Origin of the sequence: Citrobacter amalonaticus (assembly GCF_018323885.1) — a bacterium.
GTDB classification, from domain to species: domain Bacteria; phylum Pseudomonadota; class Gammaproteobacteria; order Enterobacterales; family Enterobacteriaceae; genus Citrobacter_A; species Citrobacter_A amalonaticus.
Genome location: NZ_AP024585.1, coordinates 701557 through 718341, shown reverse-complemented (window position 1 = coordinate 718341; position 16785 = coordinate 701557). Strand labels below are relative to the sequence as shown.

Genomic DNA, 16785 nt, shown 5'->3' with positions numbered 1-16785 from the left:
TGGTGCAAATTAACGCCTGATGGCACAGAACGCCAACTTTTTGCGGTGGCGGATTCTGCTAGAATCAGCAATTATTTTTAAAATTTGATCAGCGCTAAATACTGCTTCACAACAAGGAATGCAAATGAAGAAATTGCTCCCCATCCTTATCGGCCTGAGCCTGTCGGGGTTCAGCACACTGAGCCAGGCAGAGAACCTGATGCAAGTTTATCAGCAAGCACGCCTGAGCAACCCGGAATTGCGTAAATCCGCCGCCGATCGCGATGCTGCATTCGAAAAAATCAACGAAGCACGTAGTCCTTTACTGCCTCAACTGGGCTTAGGTGCCGATTACACCTACAGCAACGGCTACCGCGATGCTAACGGCGTGAACTCAAATGCCACCAGCGCGTCCTTGCAATTAACGCAGACCCTTTTCGATATGTCGAAATGGCGTGCGCTGACCCTGCAGGAAAAATCGGCGGGTATTCAGGACGTGACTTTCCAGACGGACCAGCAGACGCTGATCCTCAACACCGCGAGCGCCTATTTTAAAGTGCTGAACGCCATTGACGTTCTCTCTTACACCCAGGCGCAGAAAGAGGCGATTTATCGTCAGTTGGATCAAACCACCCAGCGTTTCAACGTGGGTCTGGTGGCCATCACTGACGTGCAAAACGCCCGTTCGCAATACGATACCGTGCTGGCCAACGAAGTGACCGCCCGTAACGATCTCGACAATGCGGTTGAAGAACTGCGTCAGGTTACCGGCAACTACTACCCGGAGCTGGCATCGCTGAACGTTGACAGCTTCAAAACCGACAAGCCGCAGGCGGTGAACGCCCTGCTGAAAGAAGCCGAAAACCGCAACCTGACGTTGTTGCAGGCGCGTCTGAGCCAGGATCTGGCACGTGAGCAGATTCGCCAGGCGCAGGATGGTCACCTGCCAACGCTGGACTTAACTGCCTCTACCGGCGTATCTGATACCTCCTACAGTGGTTCGAAAACCCGCGGCAGCGCGGTAGGCTCCCAGTATGACGACAGCAACATGGGCCAGAACAAAGTCGGCCTGAGCTTCTCGCTGCCGATTTATCAGGGCGGGATGGTGAACTCGCAGGTGAAACAGGCGCAATACAACTTTGTTGGCGCCAGTGAGCAACTGGAAAGTGCCCACCGTAGCGTAGTGCAGACCGTACGTTCTTCCTTCAACAATATCAATGCGTCAATCAGCAGCATTAACGCGTACAAACAAGCGGTGGTTTCCGCCCAGAGCTCATTAGACGCGATGGAAGCAGGCTACTCCGTGGGTACACGTACTATCGTTGATGTATTGGATGCGACCACCACGCTGTACAACGCCAAGCAGCAACTGGCGAATGCGCGTTATAACTACCTGATCAACCAGCTGAATATCAAGTCAGCGCTGGGTACGTTGAACGAGCAGGATCTGGTGGCGCTGAACAACACGTTGGGCAAACCGATCTCCACCTCGCCGGAACACGTCGCGCCGGAAACCCCGCAGATGGACGCGAACGCTGACGGCTATGCCGCCAACGCGACAGCGCCCGCCACGCAACCGGCGTCGGTACGTTCTTCCAGCAGCAACGGTAAAAATCCGTTCCGTAATTAAACGCGATGACGGGGCTGCGGCCCCGTCTGAACGTAAGGCAACGTAAAGATCCCGCCATTGTTCCGCATTCCCGCCTCTTCTCGCTTCATTTTCAACCACTCATCCTCTATCCTGAGCAGTAATAACCACTGGGTCCAGGAAAGACGAAAATGAAACGGACAAAATCCATCCATCACGCCTCGTTCCGCAAAAGCTGGAGCGCACGCCATCTGACGCCTGTGGCGTTAGCCGTTACCGCTGTGTTTATGCTGGCGGGCTGTGAGAAAAGCGATGAAACCGTATCGCTGTATCAGAATGCGGATGACTGCTCGGCAGCCAATCCGGGTAAAAGTGCAGAATGTACCACCACATACAACAATGCGCTGAAAGAAGCGGAACGTACCGCGCCAAAATATGCCACTCGCGAAGATTGTATCGCTGAGTTCGGTGAAGGCCAGTGTCAGCAAGCCCCTGCTCAGGCAGGCATGGCGCCAGAAGCGCAGGCACAGCAGTCCAGCGGCAGTTTCTGGATGCCTCTGATGGCGGGCTATATGATGGGCCGCATGATGGGCGGCGGCGCGGGCTTTGCGCAGCAACCGCTGTTCAGCTCGAAAAACCCGGCCAGCCCGGCTTACGGTAAATACACCGATGCGGGTGGTAAAAACTACGGCGCCGCACAGCCTGGTCGTACGATGACGGTTCCTAAAACCGCCATGGCGCCGAAACCGGCAACCACCTCTACCGTAACGCGCGGCGGCTTCGGTGAATCTGTAGCCAAACAGAGCGCCATGCAGCGTAGCGCAAGCGGCACCTCCACGCGTTCAATGGGTGGCTGATACGCATGGAAAGAGTCAGTATTACCGAACGCCCGGACTGGCGCGATAAAGCCACGGAATACGGTTTTAATTTTCACACCATGTACGGCGAACCGTACTGGTGTGAAGATGCCTATTACAAACTCACGCTTGCCCAGGTTGAAAAGCTGGAAGATGTGACCGCTGAGCTGCACCAGATGTGTCTCAAGGTGGTCGAGAAAGTGATCGCCAGCGACGAACTAATGACCAAATTCCGTATTCCTAAGCACACCTGGGGCTTTGTTCGTCAGTCCTGGCAGACAAACCAGCCGTCGCTCTACTCGCGTCTTGATCTGGCGTGGGATGGCTCTGGCGAACCGAAGCTGCTGGAGAACAACGCCGATACTCCGACCTCGCTGTACGAAGCGGCGTTTTTCCAGTGGATCTGGCTTGAAGATCAGATCAATGCGGGCAATCTGCCGGAAGGCAGCGACCAGTTTAACAGCCTGCAGGAAAAGCTCATCGAGCGCTTCGCCGAGCTGCGTGAGCAGTACGGCTTCCAGCTTCTGCATCTGACCTGCTGTCGTGATACGGTTGAAGATCGCGGCACCATTCAGTATCTGCAGGATTGTGCAGCGGAAGCGGAGATCGCCACTGAATTCCTCTATATCGAAGATATTGGGCTGGGTGAAAAAGGTCAGTTCACGGATTTACAGGATCAGGTGATAGCCAACCTGTTCAAACTCTATCCGTGGGAGTTTATGCTGCGCGAGATGTTTTCCACTAAGCTGGAAGACGCTGGCGTGCGCTGGCTGGAGCCGGCCTGGAAAAGCATTATCTCCAACAAGGCGCTGTTGCCGCTGCTGTGGGAAATGTTCCCGAACCATCCGAACCTGCTTCCCGCTTATTTCGCCGAAGACGATTATCCGCAGATGGAAAAGTTCGTCGTGAAACCGATCTTCTCGCGTGAAGGCGCAAACGTCTCCATTATCGAGAACGGTAAAACAATCGAAGCAGTGGAAGGACCGTACGGTGAAGAAGGCATGATCGTACAGCAGTTTCATCAACTGCCGAAATTTGGCGACAGTTATATGCTGATCGGTAGCTGGTTGATCAACGATCAGCCTGCCGGGATCGGTATTCGCGAAGACAGAGCGCTGATCACTCAGGATCTGTCCCGCTTCTACCCGCATATTTTTGTCGAGTAATTGAGAACGCCGGGTGGCGACTCCGCCTTACCCGGCATTAATCATCCCACCTGTACCGACAGCATACTCAGGCTGCCCATCTCGATACCATCAACCGGGATCGTCATCGGTTCTTTACCATCCCATGCGCCCAGCACATACAGCAGCGGCAGATAGTGATCCGGTGTCGGGTTCGACAGTGAGCCGCCTTCATGATCGAGATAATTGACCAACGGATGCTGCTCAACCGGTCCCTGCCAGCTCAGGTTCGCTTTGACAAAATCATTGAACGATGTCGCCCACGGATACGGGTTATTATCGCCGTGCCAGCGCGCCGTGCGCAGGTTATGCACTACGTTGCCGCTGGCCACCAGCATGATGCCTTCATCACGCAGCGCCGCCAGTTTACGCCCGATTTCAAAATGCCAGGCCGCCGGTTTGGTGCTATCAATGCTCAACTGCACCATGGGGATATCGGCATTCGGGTACATCTTTATCAGCACACCCCAGGAACCGTGGTCAAAGCCCCAGGCTTCTTTGTCGAGCGCAACCGGCACCGGTGCAAGCAAATCAACCAGGTGCTGCGCCAGTTCAGGTGAGCCGGGCGCCGGGTAATGCGTGTCGTACAACGCCTGCGGGAAACCGCCGAAATCATGAATGGTCTTAGGCGCTTCCATCGCGGTGACGCCGGTACCTCGGGTGTACCAGTGGGCAGACACCACCACAATCGCTTTCGGACGCGGCAGTGTCTCCCCAAGCTGCTGCCAGGCGCGGGTATACAGGTTATCTTCCAGAACGTTCATCGGACTGCCGTGTCCCAAAAACAATGCTGGCATACGAATTGAAGACATGATGATATCCTTACTCAGGGAGTCATTTTGATGGTCTTACAATACCCTCTTTCGATGAATGAAGAACTCTGATAACCATGATGATGATCATCAGTTATTTTGAAGGTCAGCGAGATGTATAAGGAGTCATTGATGTCAGTACCTTTAATTCTGACCTTACTGGCGGGGGCCGCCACGTTCATTGGCGCGTTTCTTGGCGTACTGGGGCAAAAGCCCTCTAATCGCCTGCTGGCGTTTTCGCTCGGATTTGCCGCCGGGATCATGCTGCTGATCTCTTTGATGGAGATGCTGCCCGCCGCGCTGGGTACAAAGGGAATGCCGCCAGTTCTGGGCTACGGCATGTTTATCATCGGCCTGCTGGGTTATTTTGGTTTGGATCGTCTGCTTCCACATGCCCACCCGCAGGATCTGATGCAAAAAAGAACGCAGCCGATTCCTGGCTCGATTAAACGTACCGCCATCCTGCTGACGCTGGGGATCAGTCTGCACAACTTCCCGGAAGGAATTGCCACCTACGTCACCGCCAGCAGTAACCTGGAGTTAGGATTCGGCGTCGCGCTGGCGGTTGCCCTGCATAATATTCCGGAAGGTCTGGCAGTCGCCGGGCCGGTCTATGCGGCCACCGGTTCTAAACGAACCGCGATTTTCTGGGCGGGCATTTCCGGGATGGCAGAAATATTGGGCGGTGTGCTGGCGTGGCTAATTCTTGGTAGCCTGGTGTCACCTGTCGTTATGGCGGCGATTATGGCCGCAGTCGCCGGCATTATGGTTGCGCTGTCGGTGGATGAACTGATGCCGCTGGCAAAAGAGATCGATCCCAACAACAACCCCAGCTATGGCGTTCTGTGCGGAATGTCGGTGATGGGGCTGAGTCTGGTCATACTTCAGACGATGGGGATCGGGTAACAGAGAGGGCAGGAAGCGGTTATTCCTGCTCTTTAGTCATGACGCGTTCTTCATCATCACGACGAAGTAATTTATTGCGGATTTCCATTAGCGCATCACGATCCTGCCGAAACGCCTTACAGTAGCGTTTCATGTGGCAAACATATCCCACGACCACCAGAACAATTAATACAATCCAGTACCAGGCAATAAACATCCTTTTACCCTTAAAATTTAACATTAACAGATATTTAGCGTTAAAATTTAACATACCTATAAGTAGGTAGGATTATATACTGGCATAGTATGAAATCGAAAAGATGATTTCGATCATAGAGAAAAAGATTGGATGTTTATTAACCGACAGGATGTTTGAAAAAGCGAAATTTGCCGGATAAGGTGCTTGCACCACTATCCGGCAAGGCAGAGTTAGCTGGCTTTACGTTCGTGCGCCTGTCGGTAAGCCACCAGGTCTTCGATCGTCACAACAGCCATATTGTGTTTGCCTGCAAAGTCGATGCACTCCGGCGCACGCGCCATGCTGCCATCATCATTGGTCAGTTCACACAGGACACCCGCCGGTTTGAAGCCCGCCAGCGTCACCAGATCGATGGTCGCTTCGGTGTGGCCACCGCGGGTCAATACGCCGCCCGGCTGAGCGCGCAATGGGAAAACGTGTCCCGGACGGTTCAGATCGGAAGGTTTTGCGCCATCGGCGATCGCCGCACGAACGGTCGTCACGCGATCGGCTGCGGAAACGCCGGTTGTAACACCTACCGCCGCTTCAATAGTCACGGTAAAACCGGTGCCATAAGCGCTGGTGTTATTTTCCACCATCATCGGCAGATCGAGTTGTTTACGACGATCTTCGGTGATGCACAGGCAGACAATACCGCTACCGTGACGGATGGTCAGTGCCATCTGCTCAACGGTCATGGTTTCTGCCGGGAAAATCATATCGCCTTCGTTTTCACGATCTTCGTCATCCAGCACCATCACACCGCGGCCTTCGCGCAGCGCAGACAGAGCGTGTTCGACACGTTCAAAAGGCGTACCAAAAGAGGAAAGTAGCGTCTGATTCATGGTAAAAAAACCTCACTAAAATTATGGTTACCAGAATCAGGGCAGTCTTAGGAGTACCGACAAGCGGCAAAAAAATAACGTGAGCGGGTCCATGCCCGACTGGATCGTTACTCTCTCCCATCCGGACTCTAACCGTCGGCCCCGGAATTACACCGGATCTGCTGACCTTTAGGTTTGCACCCAAAGCGCTCGCGGGCTTTCAACCTGAGTTGATTTACCGCCGGTGGGGAATTTCGCCCCGCCCTGAGAATAAGCGGATTAACTATAACCCTATTGATTACCTTCATCAACGCCTTTACCCGCATTAACATCACACAATTCTGGTTTATGCCTTACGCAGATCGCACTACAATGAGCGTTAACACTTACCAGTTCAGGGAAACCACTATGATTGACCCGAAAAAAATTGAGCAGATCGCTCGCCAGGTTCACGAGTCGATGCCGAAAGGGATCCGGGAGTTCGGGGAAGATGTCGAGAAGAAAATCCGTCAAACGCTGCAATCTCAGCTGACGCGTCTCGATCTGGTGAGCCGCGAAGAGTTTGATGTTCAGACCCAGGTACTGCTACGCACCCGTGAAAAGCTGGCGCTGCTGGAGCAACGTTTGAGCGAGCTGGAAGCGCGTCAGGCCACTGAAGAAGTCAAACCTGCGCCCGCCATCCCACCAGTAGAACCGCAAGCGTAAAAACAGCAACGGGCCGCAAGGCCCGTTGACATATCAATGTTCCACTTCTAACTTTCTGGCGTTCATTGCCTGCTGGCAGTAGTGCGCGTAGCGTTTGCAAAACCAGCTGCGGTGCTCTTCATCCATATTGCCGGTAACCGCCTGGATATCAACAGGGCGACCTTCAGCCTGCATTCTGGCAAAACTCCGCGCCAGGAAATCGAAATTGTTCATCGAATAAACACTGTTGTTCATTAGCATATCCTCCAGTCGGTGAATCTCTGTTAAGGTCATATGCTTTTTTCTGATACCAGTATTTACCGGGAGGCGTAGCAGGTTTGTACATATTGTGCGCAAATCAGTTGCCTGATGTCACACTTTGGGAACACGGGTGATGCCCGATTTCCAGACATCACCGCCAGTGGTTATTTATCGCTGTCTTTCTGAATTTTTTTGATGATATTGGTGGTGGAGCAACCGTCTTCAAAGTTGAGCACCAGCACTTCGCCGCCGTTGGCCCACACCTCTTCACTACCGGCAATCTCTTCTGGCTTATAGTCACCACCTTTCACCAACAGATCCGGTAATACGCCTGCAATCAGGCGCTGCGGCGTATCTTCTTCAAAGGAGACCACCCAGTCAACGGCTTCCAGCGCGGCCAGCACGATCATCCGCTGTTCGAGCGGATTCACCGGGCGCGTTTCCCCTTTCAGCCGTTTCGTCGATGCATCGCTGTTGACCGCGACAATTAAGCGATCGCCCAGCTTACGTGCGTTTGCGAGATAGGAGACGTGACCGGCGTGCAGAATGTCAAACACCCCGTTGGTCATGACGACTTTCTCACCACGCTTACGGGCACTGGCAACGGCCTGCTTCAGCTCGTCTTCTGTCATCACGCCAAAGCCGGTTTCCGCACGGCCGCGTACCGCGTTTTCCAGTTCAATAGGCGACACAGTGGAGGTCCCCAGCTTACCGACCACCACACCCGCCGCCGCATTGGCAAAGAAGCAGGCTTCTTCCAGCGAATTACCGGCAGCCAGCGTCGCCGCCAGCACACCAATAACCGTGTCACCCGCACCGGTCACGTCATACACTTCCTGCGCCTGCGTCGGCATATGCAGCGGGGCCTTGCCCGGCTGCAGCAGCGTCATCCCTTGCTCAGAGCGGGTGACCAGTAGCGCGGAAAGCTCGAAATCGGCAATCAGCTTCATGCCACGTTCAACAATTTCTTCTTCGCTTTTGCATTTTCCTGCCACCGCTTCGAACTCAGAGAGGTTTGGCGTCAGTAGCGTCGCGCCGCGATAGCGGGCAAAATCAGTTCCTTTCGGATCGATCAGCACCGGCACTCCGGCTTTACGCGCCAGCGCGATCATCTGCTGAACGCTGGCCAGCGCGCCTTTCGCATAGTCAGACAGCACCAGCGCCCCAATCGAGCTCAGCGCCTGGTTGATACGCTCATGCAGCGGCTGCGGATCCACACCTTCAAAACCTTCTTCGAAGTCGAGACGAATCAGTTGCTGGTTGCGTGAAAGCACGCGCAGTTTGGTGATAGTAGGATGGGTCGGGACAGAAACAAAGTCGCATTTCACGTTCACGTCCGCCAGCGTTTTGCTGAGCGCGCGCGCGGCATCGTCAATACCGGTCAGTCCGACCAGGCGCGAATTTGCTCCCAGAGAGGCAATGTTCATCGCCACGTTCGCCGCACCGCCCGGACGTTCTTCGATGGTATCGACTTTCACCACCGGTACCGGCGCTTCAGGTGAAATACGGCTGGTGGGCCCGTACCAGTAGCGATCCAGCATCACATCACCGACAACCAAGACTCCTGCACGTTCAAACTCTGGCAGCGTTACTTTCATTCCTGTCTCCTGAGAGATTCAAAATTTGCGCGCGATAATAGCACACTTCATTCTTCAACCAGACACTTCTGCCAGCTTGCCCGCACCAGCGTACGTTCCGCCTCAAAACACGTTTGCGCCACATGGCCTGGCAGCTCCTGTAAGGCAAGGTGATGTAACTCATCGCGCAGCGTGGTGTAGGCGTGGGTCAACGCCATCGCCTCCTGCTCGTCCATAATGTCGTTTTGCGCTAACAGTTCCAGAATGCGCACATTATCCGACCAGCGGGTCAGTTTGGGTTTGTCATGGGCATAACGTAGCACCAGATATTGCGTGATAAATTCGATATCCGTAATACCGCCTTCATCAGCTTTAATATCAAAGCGATCGCGATGTTTATTGCCCAGATGCGCGCGCATTTTTTCACGCATTTCGCGCACCTCGTTCTGCAACGTTTTGCCATCGCGAGGCTGCGTCATAATATCGCGACGCACCGAATCAAACTGCGAGGTCAGTTGCGGGTCGCCGTAAACCACTCGTGCGCGCACCAGCGCCTGATGCTCCCACGTCCAGGCCTCATTTTTCTGATAATCCGCAAAGGACTCTGTGGAAGTCACCAGCATCCCCGCCGCCCCTGACGGACGCAACCGGGCATCTACTTCATACAAGATGCCCGAGGAGGTGCGGGTGCTGAACAGATGCATAATGCGCTGCGCCAGCCGCAGATAGAACTGCCGCCCGTCAATTTCCCGCTCGCCGTCGGTCATCACGTCAACGGGGCAGTCATGCAGGAAGATCAAATCGAGATCGGAGCTGTAGCCCAATTCCCAACCGCCCAGCTTGCCGTAGCCCACCACCGCAAAACCGCGCCCTTCCCGCTCGGTAAGATGGGTCGGCTGGCCGTAGCGCGCCACCATTTGCAGCCACGCTTGTTGCACAACGGCGTCAATCATCGCCTCCGCCAGCCAGGTCAGGTGGTCGCTGACTTTCATCACCGGCAGCGTACCGGCAATATCCGCGGCGGCAATACGCAGCAGTTGCGTTTGCTTGAACTGCCGCAGGGCTTCCAGCTGTTGTTCTTCATCATCTTCCGGGACGCGCAGTAAATACTGGCGTAACTCATCACGATACGCGTCAGTCGCCGTCGGCTGATAGAGCGTATTCGGATCGAGCAGTTCATCGAGCAGCAGCGGATAGCGCGCCAATTGACTGGCGACCATCGGCGACGCTGCGCAGAGCGAAATCAGATGCTTCAGTGCGCCGGGGAATTCACTCAGCAGCTCCAGATAGGTGGTGCGGGTGACAATTCCCACCAGCAGCGGCGTAATGCGCGACAGCGGGAGAGACGCGTCCTGGCGCGTGCAGACATCACTCAGCAGGTGCGGCATCAGGTGGTCGAGCACCTGGCGACCGCGCGGGCCTATCGTGCGTTTATCCAGTTCTTTACGGAAATCGGCAATCAACGCCAGCACGCGCAGGCGATCGTCATCCGTAAGATGCGACAGCACCGGCGGCGTGTCATCTTCCTGCAAGGCATCCTGCCACAGTTCGCGCCACTGTTCCGAGAGCGCATCTTCCTGCGTGTCAGTTTCGTCATCGCCTATCAGCTCGTTAAACACGCGCCGAACGTTCGCCATGTGCCCTTCCAGCGTTTCCATCAGCTGCGACCAGTTATCCGCATTCATTCCCCAGGCCAGCCGCGCCCGGTTAAGTTCATCGCCCGGCAGCGTCTGCGTCTGTTCATCGTTAATGCTTTGCAGCAGGTTTTCCAGTCGACGCAGGAAGAGGTAGGCCAGTCGCAACTGTTCGGCATCGTTTTCCGGCAGCAAATGCAGTGCGGCGATCGCGCTTAACGTCGGCAGCAGTGAACGCGATTGCAGCGACGGCTCACGCCCGCCGCGAATCAACTGAAATACCTGCACAATAAATTCGATTTCGCGAATGCCGCCCGCGCCGAGCTTGATGTTATCTTTCAGCCCCCGGCGACGAACTTCACGCGCAATCATCCCCTTCATATTGCGCAACGACTGGATCACACTGAAGTCGATATAACGGCGGAAGACGAATGGGCGCAGCATGGCGCGCAGTTCATCGACATAACGACCGTCGGTATCGCCCATGATCCGCGCCTTGACCATCGCGTAGCGCTCCCAGTCGCGCCCTTGCTCCTGGTAATAATCTTCCAGCGCCGCAAAACTCAGCACCAGCGGGCCGCTGTCGCCAAACGGACGCAGCCGCATGTCCACCCGATAGACAAAACCATCCTGGGTAGGCTGATCCAGAACCTTGATCAGCCGCTGCCCCATGCGTGTAAAAAACTGCGCGTTATCGAGTTCGCGGCGTCCCCCCTGGGTAGAGCCGTGCTCAGGCCAGGCAAAGATCAGATCGATGTCCGAAGAAAAATTCAGCTCACCGCCGCCCAGTTTGCCCATGCCCAAAATCAGCAGCGGCTGTGGGATACCGTCCTGACTGCACGGCGTTCCCCATTCCCGACAGCAGGCGTCGTACAGCCAGTCGCGTGCGCTGACGATCAGCGTTTCGGCCAGATGGCTTAACTGTTGCAGAATGTCGGTATCGTCCACCAGCGACAGCGCCTGCGCCCAGGCAATGCGCACCATCACGCGGCGGCGAAACAGACGCAGCTCATGCATCAGCGCCGCTTCATCATTCACCGTTGCCAGCGCCGCCTGTAACCATTCGCCGTACTGTTGCCAATCATCGGCCTGCGGCGGCGCGCTTTCCAGTTCCGTCAGCCAGTGAGGATGTGCAATGATGCTGTCCCGCACAAAATCACTGAATGTAAGTACTGACTTCGCTTGTACGCCAGATACGGATTCAGGTAACTGCTCTGCAATGGTTTGCCAGTACTGCTGTAACGGTGACGAAAGCGGCTTCATTAAAAGGTTCCTTGTAACGTTGCCGGATGGGGGCATTACGCCTTATCCGGTCTACAAAACATGTCGATCCGTAGGCCTGATAAGCGCAGCGCCATCAGGCACTCCGGTTATCGTTTCCCGCTGTGCAACCAGAACGGTTGCTGGTTGTTCGCCTCATTGCGGAAATGTTCAATTTCAATGTGTTGGCCGTTGGCAATAGCGTGATACAGCCCTTGCCAGTTCTCCAGCCAGGCCTGAACCACCGGCGTATCGTAATACCCCGCCAGCAGTAAAACGGTGTCGATATCGCGGCGTAAACGCGGCAACTGATCGTGATACTGGTCACCCAGCGGTTGTCCAAAAACGCTTTTCAGCTCAGCGGCGGTACGCGAAAGATGGATATCGGCGAAGCGCTTGAAAGAATCCGCCATTTTGGCCTGCGCCTTTGCATCCAGAAACGGCTGCCAGGCCTTGGTCACCAGCCACTCAGTCAGCGCCAGTTTCGCCATCGCCGTTTGGGTGGTATACACCGCCGTCACGGCAGAAACCGCAGAAGCGATGGTCGCTTCCGACTGGGTGAGCAGATCACGTAAGTGAGCACTCGCTTTACGCGGAACGATGCCGCCAAACAGCATCAGGGTGTGACGCACCAGGCCCATCGCGGCCAGCACATGCGCCTTCGCGGCCTTATTGTCGCGAACCCAGAGTTCTTCGTGGTACTGCCATTGTGCCAGCGCCAGCTCCAGAGCGGCTTCCAGCCCGTGTTCCACGCTGGCTTTCGCGGGTGCTTTCAGCACCGCAGTCGGTTTGATCTCGCGTGGAGGATTCCCCTGCGCCAGATGATACCCACGCGCCGCTTTACTCAGGCTGCCCTGGCGCAGACCCGCCTGGTTCACCAGCTGATTCGCCAGCTTCAGAACCGCCCGGGTGTCGCCGCTCAGCAGTTCAAGCTCCAGCTCGCAAATCGGCTCCGCCAGTTCACCTGCTTTCACTTCGCCTAAATCGAGGGCGATTTCAATCTGGCTGCCATCCACGGTCAACAGCCATTTTTCACGTTCAAAATCGGTGCTGAACAGCGGCTGCACGCGGGAGAGGAGATCGGCAGGCAGCTCACCGTTGGGCCACACCTCCGGCGGAAATTGCGTTAAATCCAGCGTGGGCTCATTCAGGGGAACATTGTATTCCGGTCGCTGGTGTAAACCGCCGGTCACTCGTCCGGCAATTTTTAGGGTCATCTCATAGCGACCTTTCTCCCCACGAATACGCAGCCCCATATCGTGACCACGCAACCACTTATCCTCGGTCTCGTAGTAAATATTCAACAACGGGCTGGGTGCATGATGCTCGCCTCCGAGCGTATTCAGATGGTCACGCAGCGCGTTCACGGCGTCGTGATTAACGATAAATTTTAATTCAATTTCCTGAGCCATGGCCTTGTACTTACCGGTTATGTCACATAAGAGAGAATCACGACGAACTTACGGTGATCTTTTTTGTCAGTAGATAGTATTTTGCGCCAAATTGCCATGCAACGAGCAATTTGACGGGCGTAAAAGTTTTGAAGTAGCGGTAAACCGGACACAGATGATTCCGATTGATGTTGAATGCTTTGCGTAGAGACACTGATACCACTACTATCGTTCCACTTTCTATGACAATAACGACAGCCTGATGCCAAAATTACGCCTGATTGGATTTATGTTACTCGCACTTAGCGCTACTGCCGTGTCTCACGCCGAAGAAAAGCGCTATGTCTCTGATGAACTGAACACCTGGGTCCGCAGTGGTCCGGGGGATAATTATCGCCTCGTTGGCACGGTCAACGCGGGCGAAGAAGTCACACTGTTACAAACTGACGCCAACACGAACTACGCGCAGGTTAAAGACAGCACCGGGCGGACGGCCTGGATCCCGATGAAAGAGCTGAACAGCACGCCCAGCCTGCGCACCCGCGTGCCGGATCTGGAAAATCAGGTCAAAACGCTGACCGATAAGCTCAACAATATTGACACCACCTGGAATCAACGCACGGCTGACATGCAGCAGAAAGTGTCGCAGAGCGACAGCGTGATCAATGGGCTGAAAGAAGAGAATCAGAAGCTGAAGAACGAGCTGATTGTGGCGCAGAAGAAGGTCAGCGCCGCGAATTTGCAGCTTGATGATAAGCAACGCACCATCATCATGCAGTGGTTTATGTATGGCGGCGGCGTGCTGGGGCTTGGCCTGCTGCTCGGTTTGATCCTGCCGCACATGATCCCAAGCCGAAAACGCAAAGACCGCTGGATGAACTAAATCGCCTTCTCCGCCACACTGTCATATGATTAAGGGATTGTATTTCCCTGGAGAGGTGGTGTGGCGTGAAGATTTATCTGGTCGGTGGTGCGGTTCGGGATACGCTGTTAGGGCTACCGGTTAAAGATAAAGATTGGGTGGTGGTTGGCGCCACGCCGCAACAAATGCTCGACGCGGGCTACCAGCAGGTAGGTCGCGATTTTCCTGTTTTTCTCCATCCGCAAACCCACGAAGAGTATGCCCTGGCGCGTACCGAGCGTAAGTCTGGCTCGGGCTATACCGGATTCACCTGTTATGCCGCGCCGGACGTCACGCTGGAAGACGATCTCCAGCGCCGTGACCTGACCATTAATGCCCTGGCGCAAGATGGTGACGGTGAGATCGTCGATCCCTATCACGGTCGGCGCGATCTGGAGCAACGCCTGCTGCGCCATGTTTCACCAGCCTTTAATGAAGATCCGCTTCGCGTCCTGCGGGTGGCGCGTTTTGCCGCCCGCTATGCGCATCTGAGCTTCCGCATTGCTGACGAAACCATGGCCCTGATGCGCGAAATGACGCACGCCGGTGAACTGGAACACCTGACGGCAGAGCGCGTGTGGAAAGAGACCGAGAACGCGTTAACCACGCGTAACCCGCAGGTCTATTTCCAGGTCTTACGCGACTGTGGCGCGCTACGCGTGTTGTTCCCGGAGGTTGATGCGCTGTTTGGCGTCCCTGCGCCAGCGAAGTGGCATCCGGAAATCGATACCGGGATTCATACCCTGATGACGTTGTCGATGGCGGCGCTGCTCAGTCCGGAAGTTGACGTGCGTTTTGCCACGCTGTGTCATGACCTCGGCAAAGGCCTGACTCCGCCGGAGCTCTGGCCGCGTCACCACGGGCACGGCCCGGCGGGCGTCAGACTGGTCGAACAGTTATGCCAGCGCCTGCGCGTCCCGAATGAAATCCGTGATTTAGCCAAACTGGTGGCGGAGTTCCACGATCTCATCCATACCTTCCCGATACTGCAACCTAAAACCATCGTGAAACTGTTTGATTCAATCGATGCCTGGCGCAAACCGCAACGCGTGGAGCAAATTGCGCTCACCAGCGAAGCTGACGTGCGCGGACGGACGGGATTTGAAGCCGCGGATTATCCGCAGGGGCGTTTGCTGCGGGAAGCGTGGAAAGTGGCGCAATCGGTGCCCACCAAAGACGTTGTCGAGGCCGGATTTAAAGGTATTGAGATTCGCGAGGAGTTGACCCGACGCCGGATTGCGGCGCTTGCCCGCTGGAAAGAGACTCGCTTCCCGAAGGCGGTCAATTAAGGTGTGAATGCCGGATGGCGCTGCGCTCATCCGGCATGAGAGGTCGGTCAGAAAAACACCACGTAGACCGCCGCGGCGACGATAAAACGATAGATCGCGAACGGTATGAAGGAGATCCGCTTAATCAATTGCAGGAAGGTTTTGATGGCAACCAATGCAACTACGAAGGCGGTGACAAAACCGACGGCAAACATGGGGATATCAGCCGCCGTCAGAAACGACCAGCTTTTGTAGAGATCCAATGCGGTGGCCCCCATCATCATCGGTACGGCCAGCAGGAACGAAAATTCAGACGCGGCATAACGGCTCACACCCATCAGCATCCCGCCGGAAATGGTCGCCCCGGAACGGGAGAAACCCGGCCACAACGCCAGGCACTGGAAGCAGCCAATCATGAATGCCTGACGGTAAGTCATGTCGTCCAGACCCGGTGCGCGCGGTTCTTTCGGTTTCAGACACTCTGCAGCGATCAACAGTAAACCGCCCACCACCAGCGCATACATCACATTAACCGGGTTAAACAGCGATTTGATCGTATCGTGGAAGACCAGTCCCAACACCACCGCCGGGATCATCCCCAACAGAATGTGGATCAGCGTTAAACGGCCTTTACTTTCCCCTTCACGCTGCAACGGACGACCAAAGTGAATACCGATCAGGCCAAACAGACGCCGCCAGAACATCACCACTACCGCGAGAATGGACCCCAACTGGATCACCACTTCAAACGTCTTTGCCGTATCACCCTCAAATCCCAACAGGTGGCCCACAATGATCATGTGTCCGGTGCTGGAAACTGGCAAAAACTCCGTCAATCCTTCGACCACACCCAAAATTGCCGCAATCAGCAGCGAGTGCATATCGCTCATCAATAAACCCCTAAGTAGAAAAATTTACAGCGCAAAATGATCCAGCTTCATACCCTCAATAATTTGCGTGCAGCCAACGCACATGCAACCTGAAGTATGACGGGTATAGGACTCTTTTATATCCGTTTGGTTTAACAAATATGAAGATAATTATTTTTCTTTCAGATTATTGCTACGCTCAATGATTACGCCCACATTGGCCGCGCGCGCCACCGCGCCGGGCTTACTGAGTTTGATGCGCACCCACGGCGAATTAAAGCGCGTCAGCAGCAGTTCGGCCACCTCTTCGGCAACGCGCTCCACCAGCGCGAAACGCCCGCCTTCTACATGATTAACAATCGTCTCGGCGATATCCGCATAGCTCAGGCAATCGGCGACATCGTCACTTTTTGCTGATTTTCGGTTATCCCATGCCATTTCGATATCGAACACCAGCTTCTGTTCAATCGTCTGTTCCCAGTCGTAAACACCAATAGTGGTGATTACCGAAAGTTGCTCTATAAATACAATATCCATCACGACCTGCCTGCTTTTTGGCTAACCCGGATACCA

At 55.0% G+C, this 16785-nt stretch carries 16 protein-coding genes and 1 riboswitch; of the genes, 7 read left to right on the top strand and 9 right to left on the bottom strand.

Annotated elements, in window-relative coordinates:
* Positions 1 to 124: 124 nt before the first annotated feature.
* The 3 genes from tolC (at position 125) to KI228_RS03520 (ending at position 3590) form a co-directional block, all read left to right on the top strand.
* Entirely contained in the window at positions 125 to 1609 is a 1485-nt protein-coding gene (gene tolC / locus KI228_RS03530) for an outer membrane channel protein TolC (protein WP_042998171.1), read from the top strand.
* 149 nt (positions 1610 to 1758) lie between these two features.
* Positions 1759 to 2424: a DUF1190 family protein gene (locus KI228_RS03525; protein WP_042998172.1), complete on the top strand. Its 666-nt coding sequence runs from the start codon at positions 1759 to 1761 to the stop codon at positions 2422 to 2424.
* Positions 2425 to 2429: 5 nt separating this feature from the next.
* Positions 2430 to 3590 (top strand): glutathionylspermidine synthase family protein, encoded by a 1161-nt coding sequence (locus KI228_RS03520; protein WP_042998173.1) that lies wholly within the window; start codon positions 2430 to 2432, stop codon positions 3588 to 3590.
* Positions 3591 to 3631: 41 nt separating this feature from the next.
* Here the strand turns inward: KI228_RS03520 and ygiD are convergent, their stop codons facing one another.
* Positions 3632 to 4420, bottom strand: a complete 789-nt coding sequence (gene ygiD, locus KI228_RS03515; RefSeq protein ID WP_042998174.1) for a 4,5-DOPA-extradiol-dioxygenase — start codon at positions 4418 to 4420, stop codon at positions 3632 to 3634.
* A gap of 132 nt (positions 4421 to 4552) precedes the next feature.
* Between ygiD and zupT the strand changes: the two genes are divergently transcribed.
* Positions 4553 to 5326 (top strand): zinc transporter ZupT, encoded by a 774-nt coding sequence (gene zupT / locus KI228_RS03510; RefSeq protein WP_042998175.1) that lies wholly within the window; start codon positions 4553 to 4555, stop codon positions 5324 to 5326.
* 19 nt (positions 5327 to 5345) lie between these two features.
* Here the strand turns inward: zupT and KI228_RS03505 are convergent, their stop codons facing one another.
* Both KI228_RS03505 and ribB read right to left on the bottom strand, forming a co-directional pair.
* Positions 5346 to 5522, bottom strand: a complete 177-nt coding sequence (locus KI228_RS03505) for a hypothetical protein (protein ID WP_042998176.1) — start codon at positions 5520 to 5522, stop codon at positions 5346 to 5348.
* Positions 5523 to 5734: 212 nt separating this feature from the next.
* Complete coding sequence (ribB, locus tag KI228_RS03500; protein ID WP_042998177.1) at positions 5735 to 6388, bottom strand: 3,4-dihydroxy-2-butanone-4-phosphate synthase; 654 nt, start codon at positions 6386 to 6388, stop codon at positions 5735 to 5737.
* Positions 6389 to 6493: 105 nt separating this feature from the next.
* Positions 6494 to 6643, bottom strand: a riboswitch (FMN riboswitch).
* A gap of 132 nt (positions 6644 to 6775) precedes the next feature.
* Between ribB and ubiK the strand changes: the two genes are divergently transcribed.
* Positions 6776 to 7072 carry a ubiquinone biosynthesis accessory factor UbiK gene (gene ubiK / locus KI228_RS03495; RefSeq protein WP_042324283.1) on the top strand — a complete coding sequence of 99 codons (297 nt, stop codon included), beginning with the start codon at positions 6776 to 6778 and terminating at the stop codon, positions 7070 to 7072.
* A 33-nt stretch (positions 7073 to 7105) separates the two neighbouring features.
* Here the strand turns inward: ubiK and glgS are convergent, their stop codons facing one another.
* The 4 genes from glgS to KI228_RS03475 all read right to left on the bottom strand — a co-directional run bounded on the left by glgS (position 7106) and on the right by KI228_RS03475 (position 13195).
* Complete coding sequence (gene glgS / locus KI228_RS03490) at positions 7106 to 7312, bottom strand: cell surface composition regulator GlgS (RefSeq protein WP_080343280.1); 207 nt, start codon at positions 7310 to 7312, stop codon at positions 7106 to 7108.
* 164 nt (positions 7313 to 7476) lie between these two features.
* Entirely contained in the window at positions 7477 to 8910 is a 1434-nt protein-coding gene (hldE, locus tag KI228_RS03485) for a bifunctional D-glycero-beta-D-manno-heptose-7-phosphate kinase/D-glycero-beta-D-manno-heptose 1-phosphate adenylyltransferase HldE (protein WP_042998180.1), read from the bottom strand.
* A 47-nt stretch (positions 8911 to 8957) separates the two neighbouring features.
* Positions 8958 to 11786, bottom strand: coding sequence for a bifunctional [glutamate--ammonia ligase]-adenylyl-L-tyrosine phosphorylase/[glutamate--ammonia-ligase] adenylyltransferase (glnE, locus tag KI228_RS03480; protein ID WP_061070591.1), 2829 nt, complete (start codon positions 11784 to 11786; stop codon positions 8958 to 8960).
* 107 nt (positions 11787 to 11893) lie between these two features.
* Positions 11894 to 13195, bottom strand: a complete 1302-nt coding sequence (locus KI228_RS03475) for a CYTH domain-containing protein (RefSeq protein ID WP_054177132.1) — start codon at positions 13193 to 13195, stop codon at positions 11894 to 11896.
* 241 nt (positions 13196 to 13436) lie between these two features.
* Between KI228_RS03475 and KI228_RS03470 the strand changes: the two genes are divergently transcribed.
* Complete coding sequence (locus KI228_RS03470; RefSeq protein ID WP_042998183.1) at positions 13437 to 14057, top strand: TIGR04211 family SH3 domain-containing protein; 621 nt, start codon at positions 13437 to 13439, stop codon at positions 14055 to 14057.
* A 65-nt stretch (positions 14058 to 14122) separates the two neighbouring features.
* On the top strand, positions 14123 to 15364 hold the full coding sequence (locus tag KI228_RS03465; RefSeq protein ID WP_044265588.1) for a multifunctional CCA addition/repair protein: 1242 nt from the start codon (positions 14123 to 14125) through the stop codon (positions 15362 to 15364).
* A gap of 47 nt (positions 15365 to 15411) precedes the next feature.
* Here the strand turns inward: KI228_RS03465 and bacA are convergent, their stop codons facing one another.
* On the bottom strand, positions 15412 to 16233 hold the full coding sequence (gene bacA, locus KI228_RS03460) for an undecaprenyl-diphosphate phosphatase (protein WP_042998185.1): 822 nt from the start codon (positions 16231 to 16233) through the stop codon (positions 15412 to 15414).
* 150 nt (positions 16234 to 16383) lie between these two features.
* Positions 16384 to 16749, bottom strand: coding sequence for a bifunctional dihydroneopterin aldolase/7,8-dihydroneopterin epimerase (folB, locus tag KI228_RS03455; protein ID WP_042998186.1), 366 nt, complete (start codon positions 16747 to 16749; stop codon positions 16384 to 16386).
* Positions 16750 to 16785: the final 36 nt, after the last annotated feature.

Excerpts from the sequence above, each read along its gene's own strand:
- tolC (WP_042998171.1), top strand. The coding sequence starts at position 125 with ATGAAGAAATTGCTCCCCATCCTTATCGGCCTGAGCCTGTCGGGGTTC.
- KI228_RS03525 (WP_042998172.1), top strand. The coding sequence starts at position 1,759 with ATGAAACGGACAAAATCCATCCATCACGCCTCGTTCCGCAAAAGCTGG.
- KI228_RS03520 (WP_042998173.1), top strand. The coding sequence starts at position 2,430 with ATGGAAAGAGTCAGTATTACCGAACGCCCGGACTGGCGCGATAAAGCC.
- ygiD (WP_042998174.1), bottom strand. The coding sequence starts at position 4,420 with ATGTCTTCAATTCGTATGCCAGCATTGTTTTTGGGACACGGCAGTCCG.
- zupT (WP_042998175.1), top strand. The coding sequence starts at position 4,553 with ATGTCAGTACCTTTAATTCTGACCTTACTGGCGGGGGCCGCCACGTTC.
- KI228_RS03505 (WP_042998176.1), bottom strand. The coding sequence starts at position 5,522 with ATGTTTATTGCCTGGTACTGGATTGTATTAATTGTTCTGGTGGTCGTG.
- ribB (WP_042998177.1), bottom strand. The coding sequence starts at position 6,388 with ATGAATCAGACGCTACTTTCCTCTTTTGGTACGCCTTTTGAACGTGTC.
- ubiK (WP_042324283.1), top strand. The coding sequence starts at position 6,776 with ATGATTGACCCGAAAAAAATTGAGCAGATCGCTCGCCAGGTTCACGAG.
- glgS (WP_080343280.1), bottom strand. The coding sequence starts at position 7,312 with ATGCTAATGAACAACAGTGTTTATTCGATGAACAATTTCGATTTCCTG.
- hldE (WP_042998180.1), bottom strand. The coding sequence starts at position 8,910 with ATGAAAGTAACGCTGCCAGAGTTTGAACGTGCAGGAGTCTTGGTTGTC.
- glnE (WP_061070591.1), bottom strand. The coding sequence starts at position 11,786 with ATGAAGCCGCTTTCGTCACCGTTACAGCAGTACTGGCAAACCATTGCA.
- KI228_RS03475 (WP_054177132.1), bottom strand. The coding sequence starts at position 13,195 with ATGGCTCAGGAAATTGAATTAAAATTTATCGTTAATCACGACGCCGTG.
- KI228_RS03470 (WP_042998183.1), top strand. The coding sequence starts at position 13,437 with ATGCCAAAATTACGCCTGATTGGATTTATGTTACTCGCACTTAGCGCT.
- bacA (WP_042998185.1), bottom strand. The coding sequence starts at position 16,233 with ATGAGCGATATGCACTCGCTGCTGATTGCGGCAATTTTGGGTGTGGTC.
- folB (WP_042998186.1), bottom strand. The coding sequence starts at position 16,749 with ATGGATATTGTATTTATAGAGCAACTTTCGGTAATCACCACTATTGGT.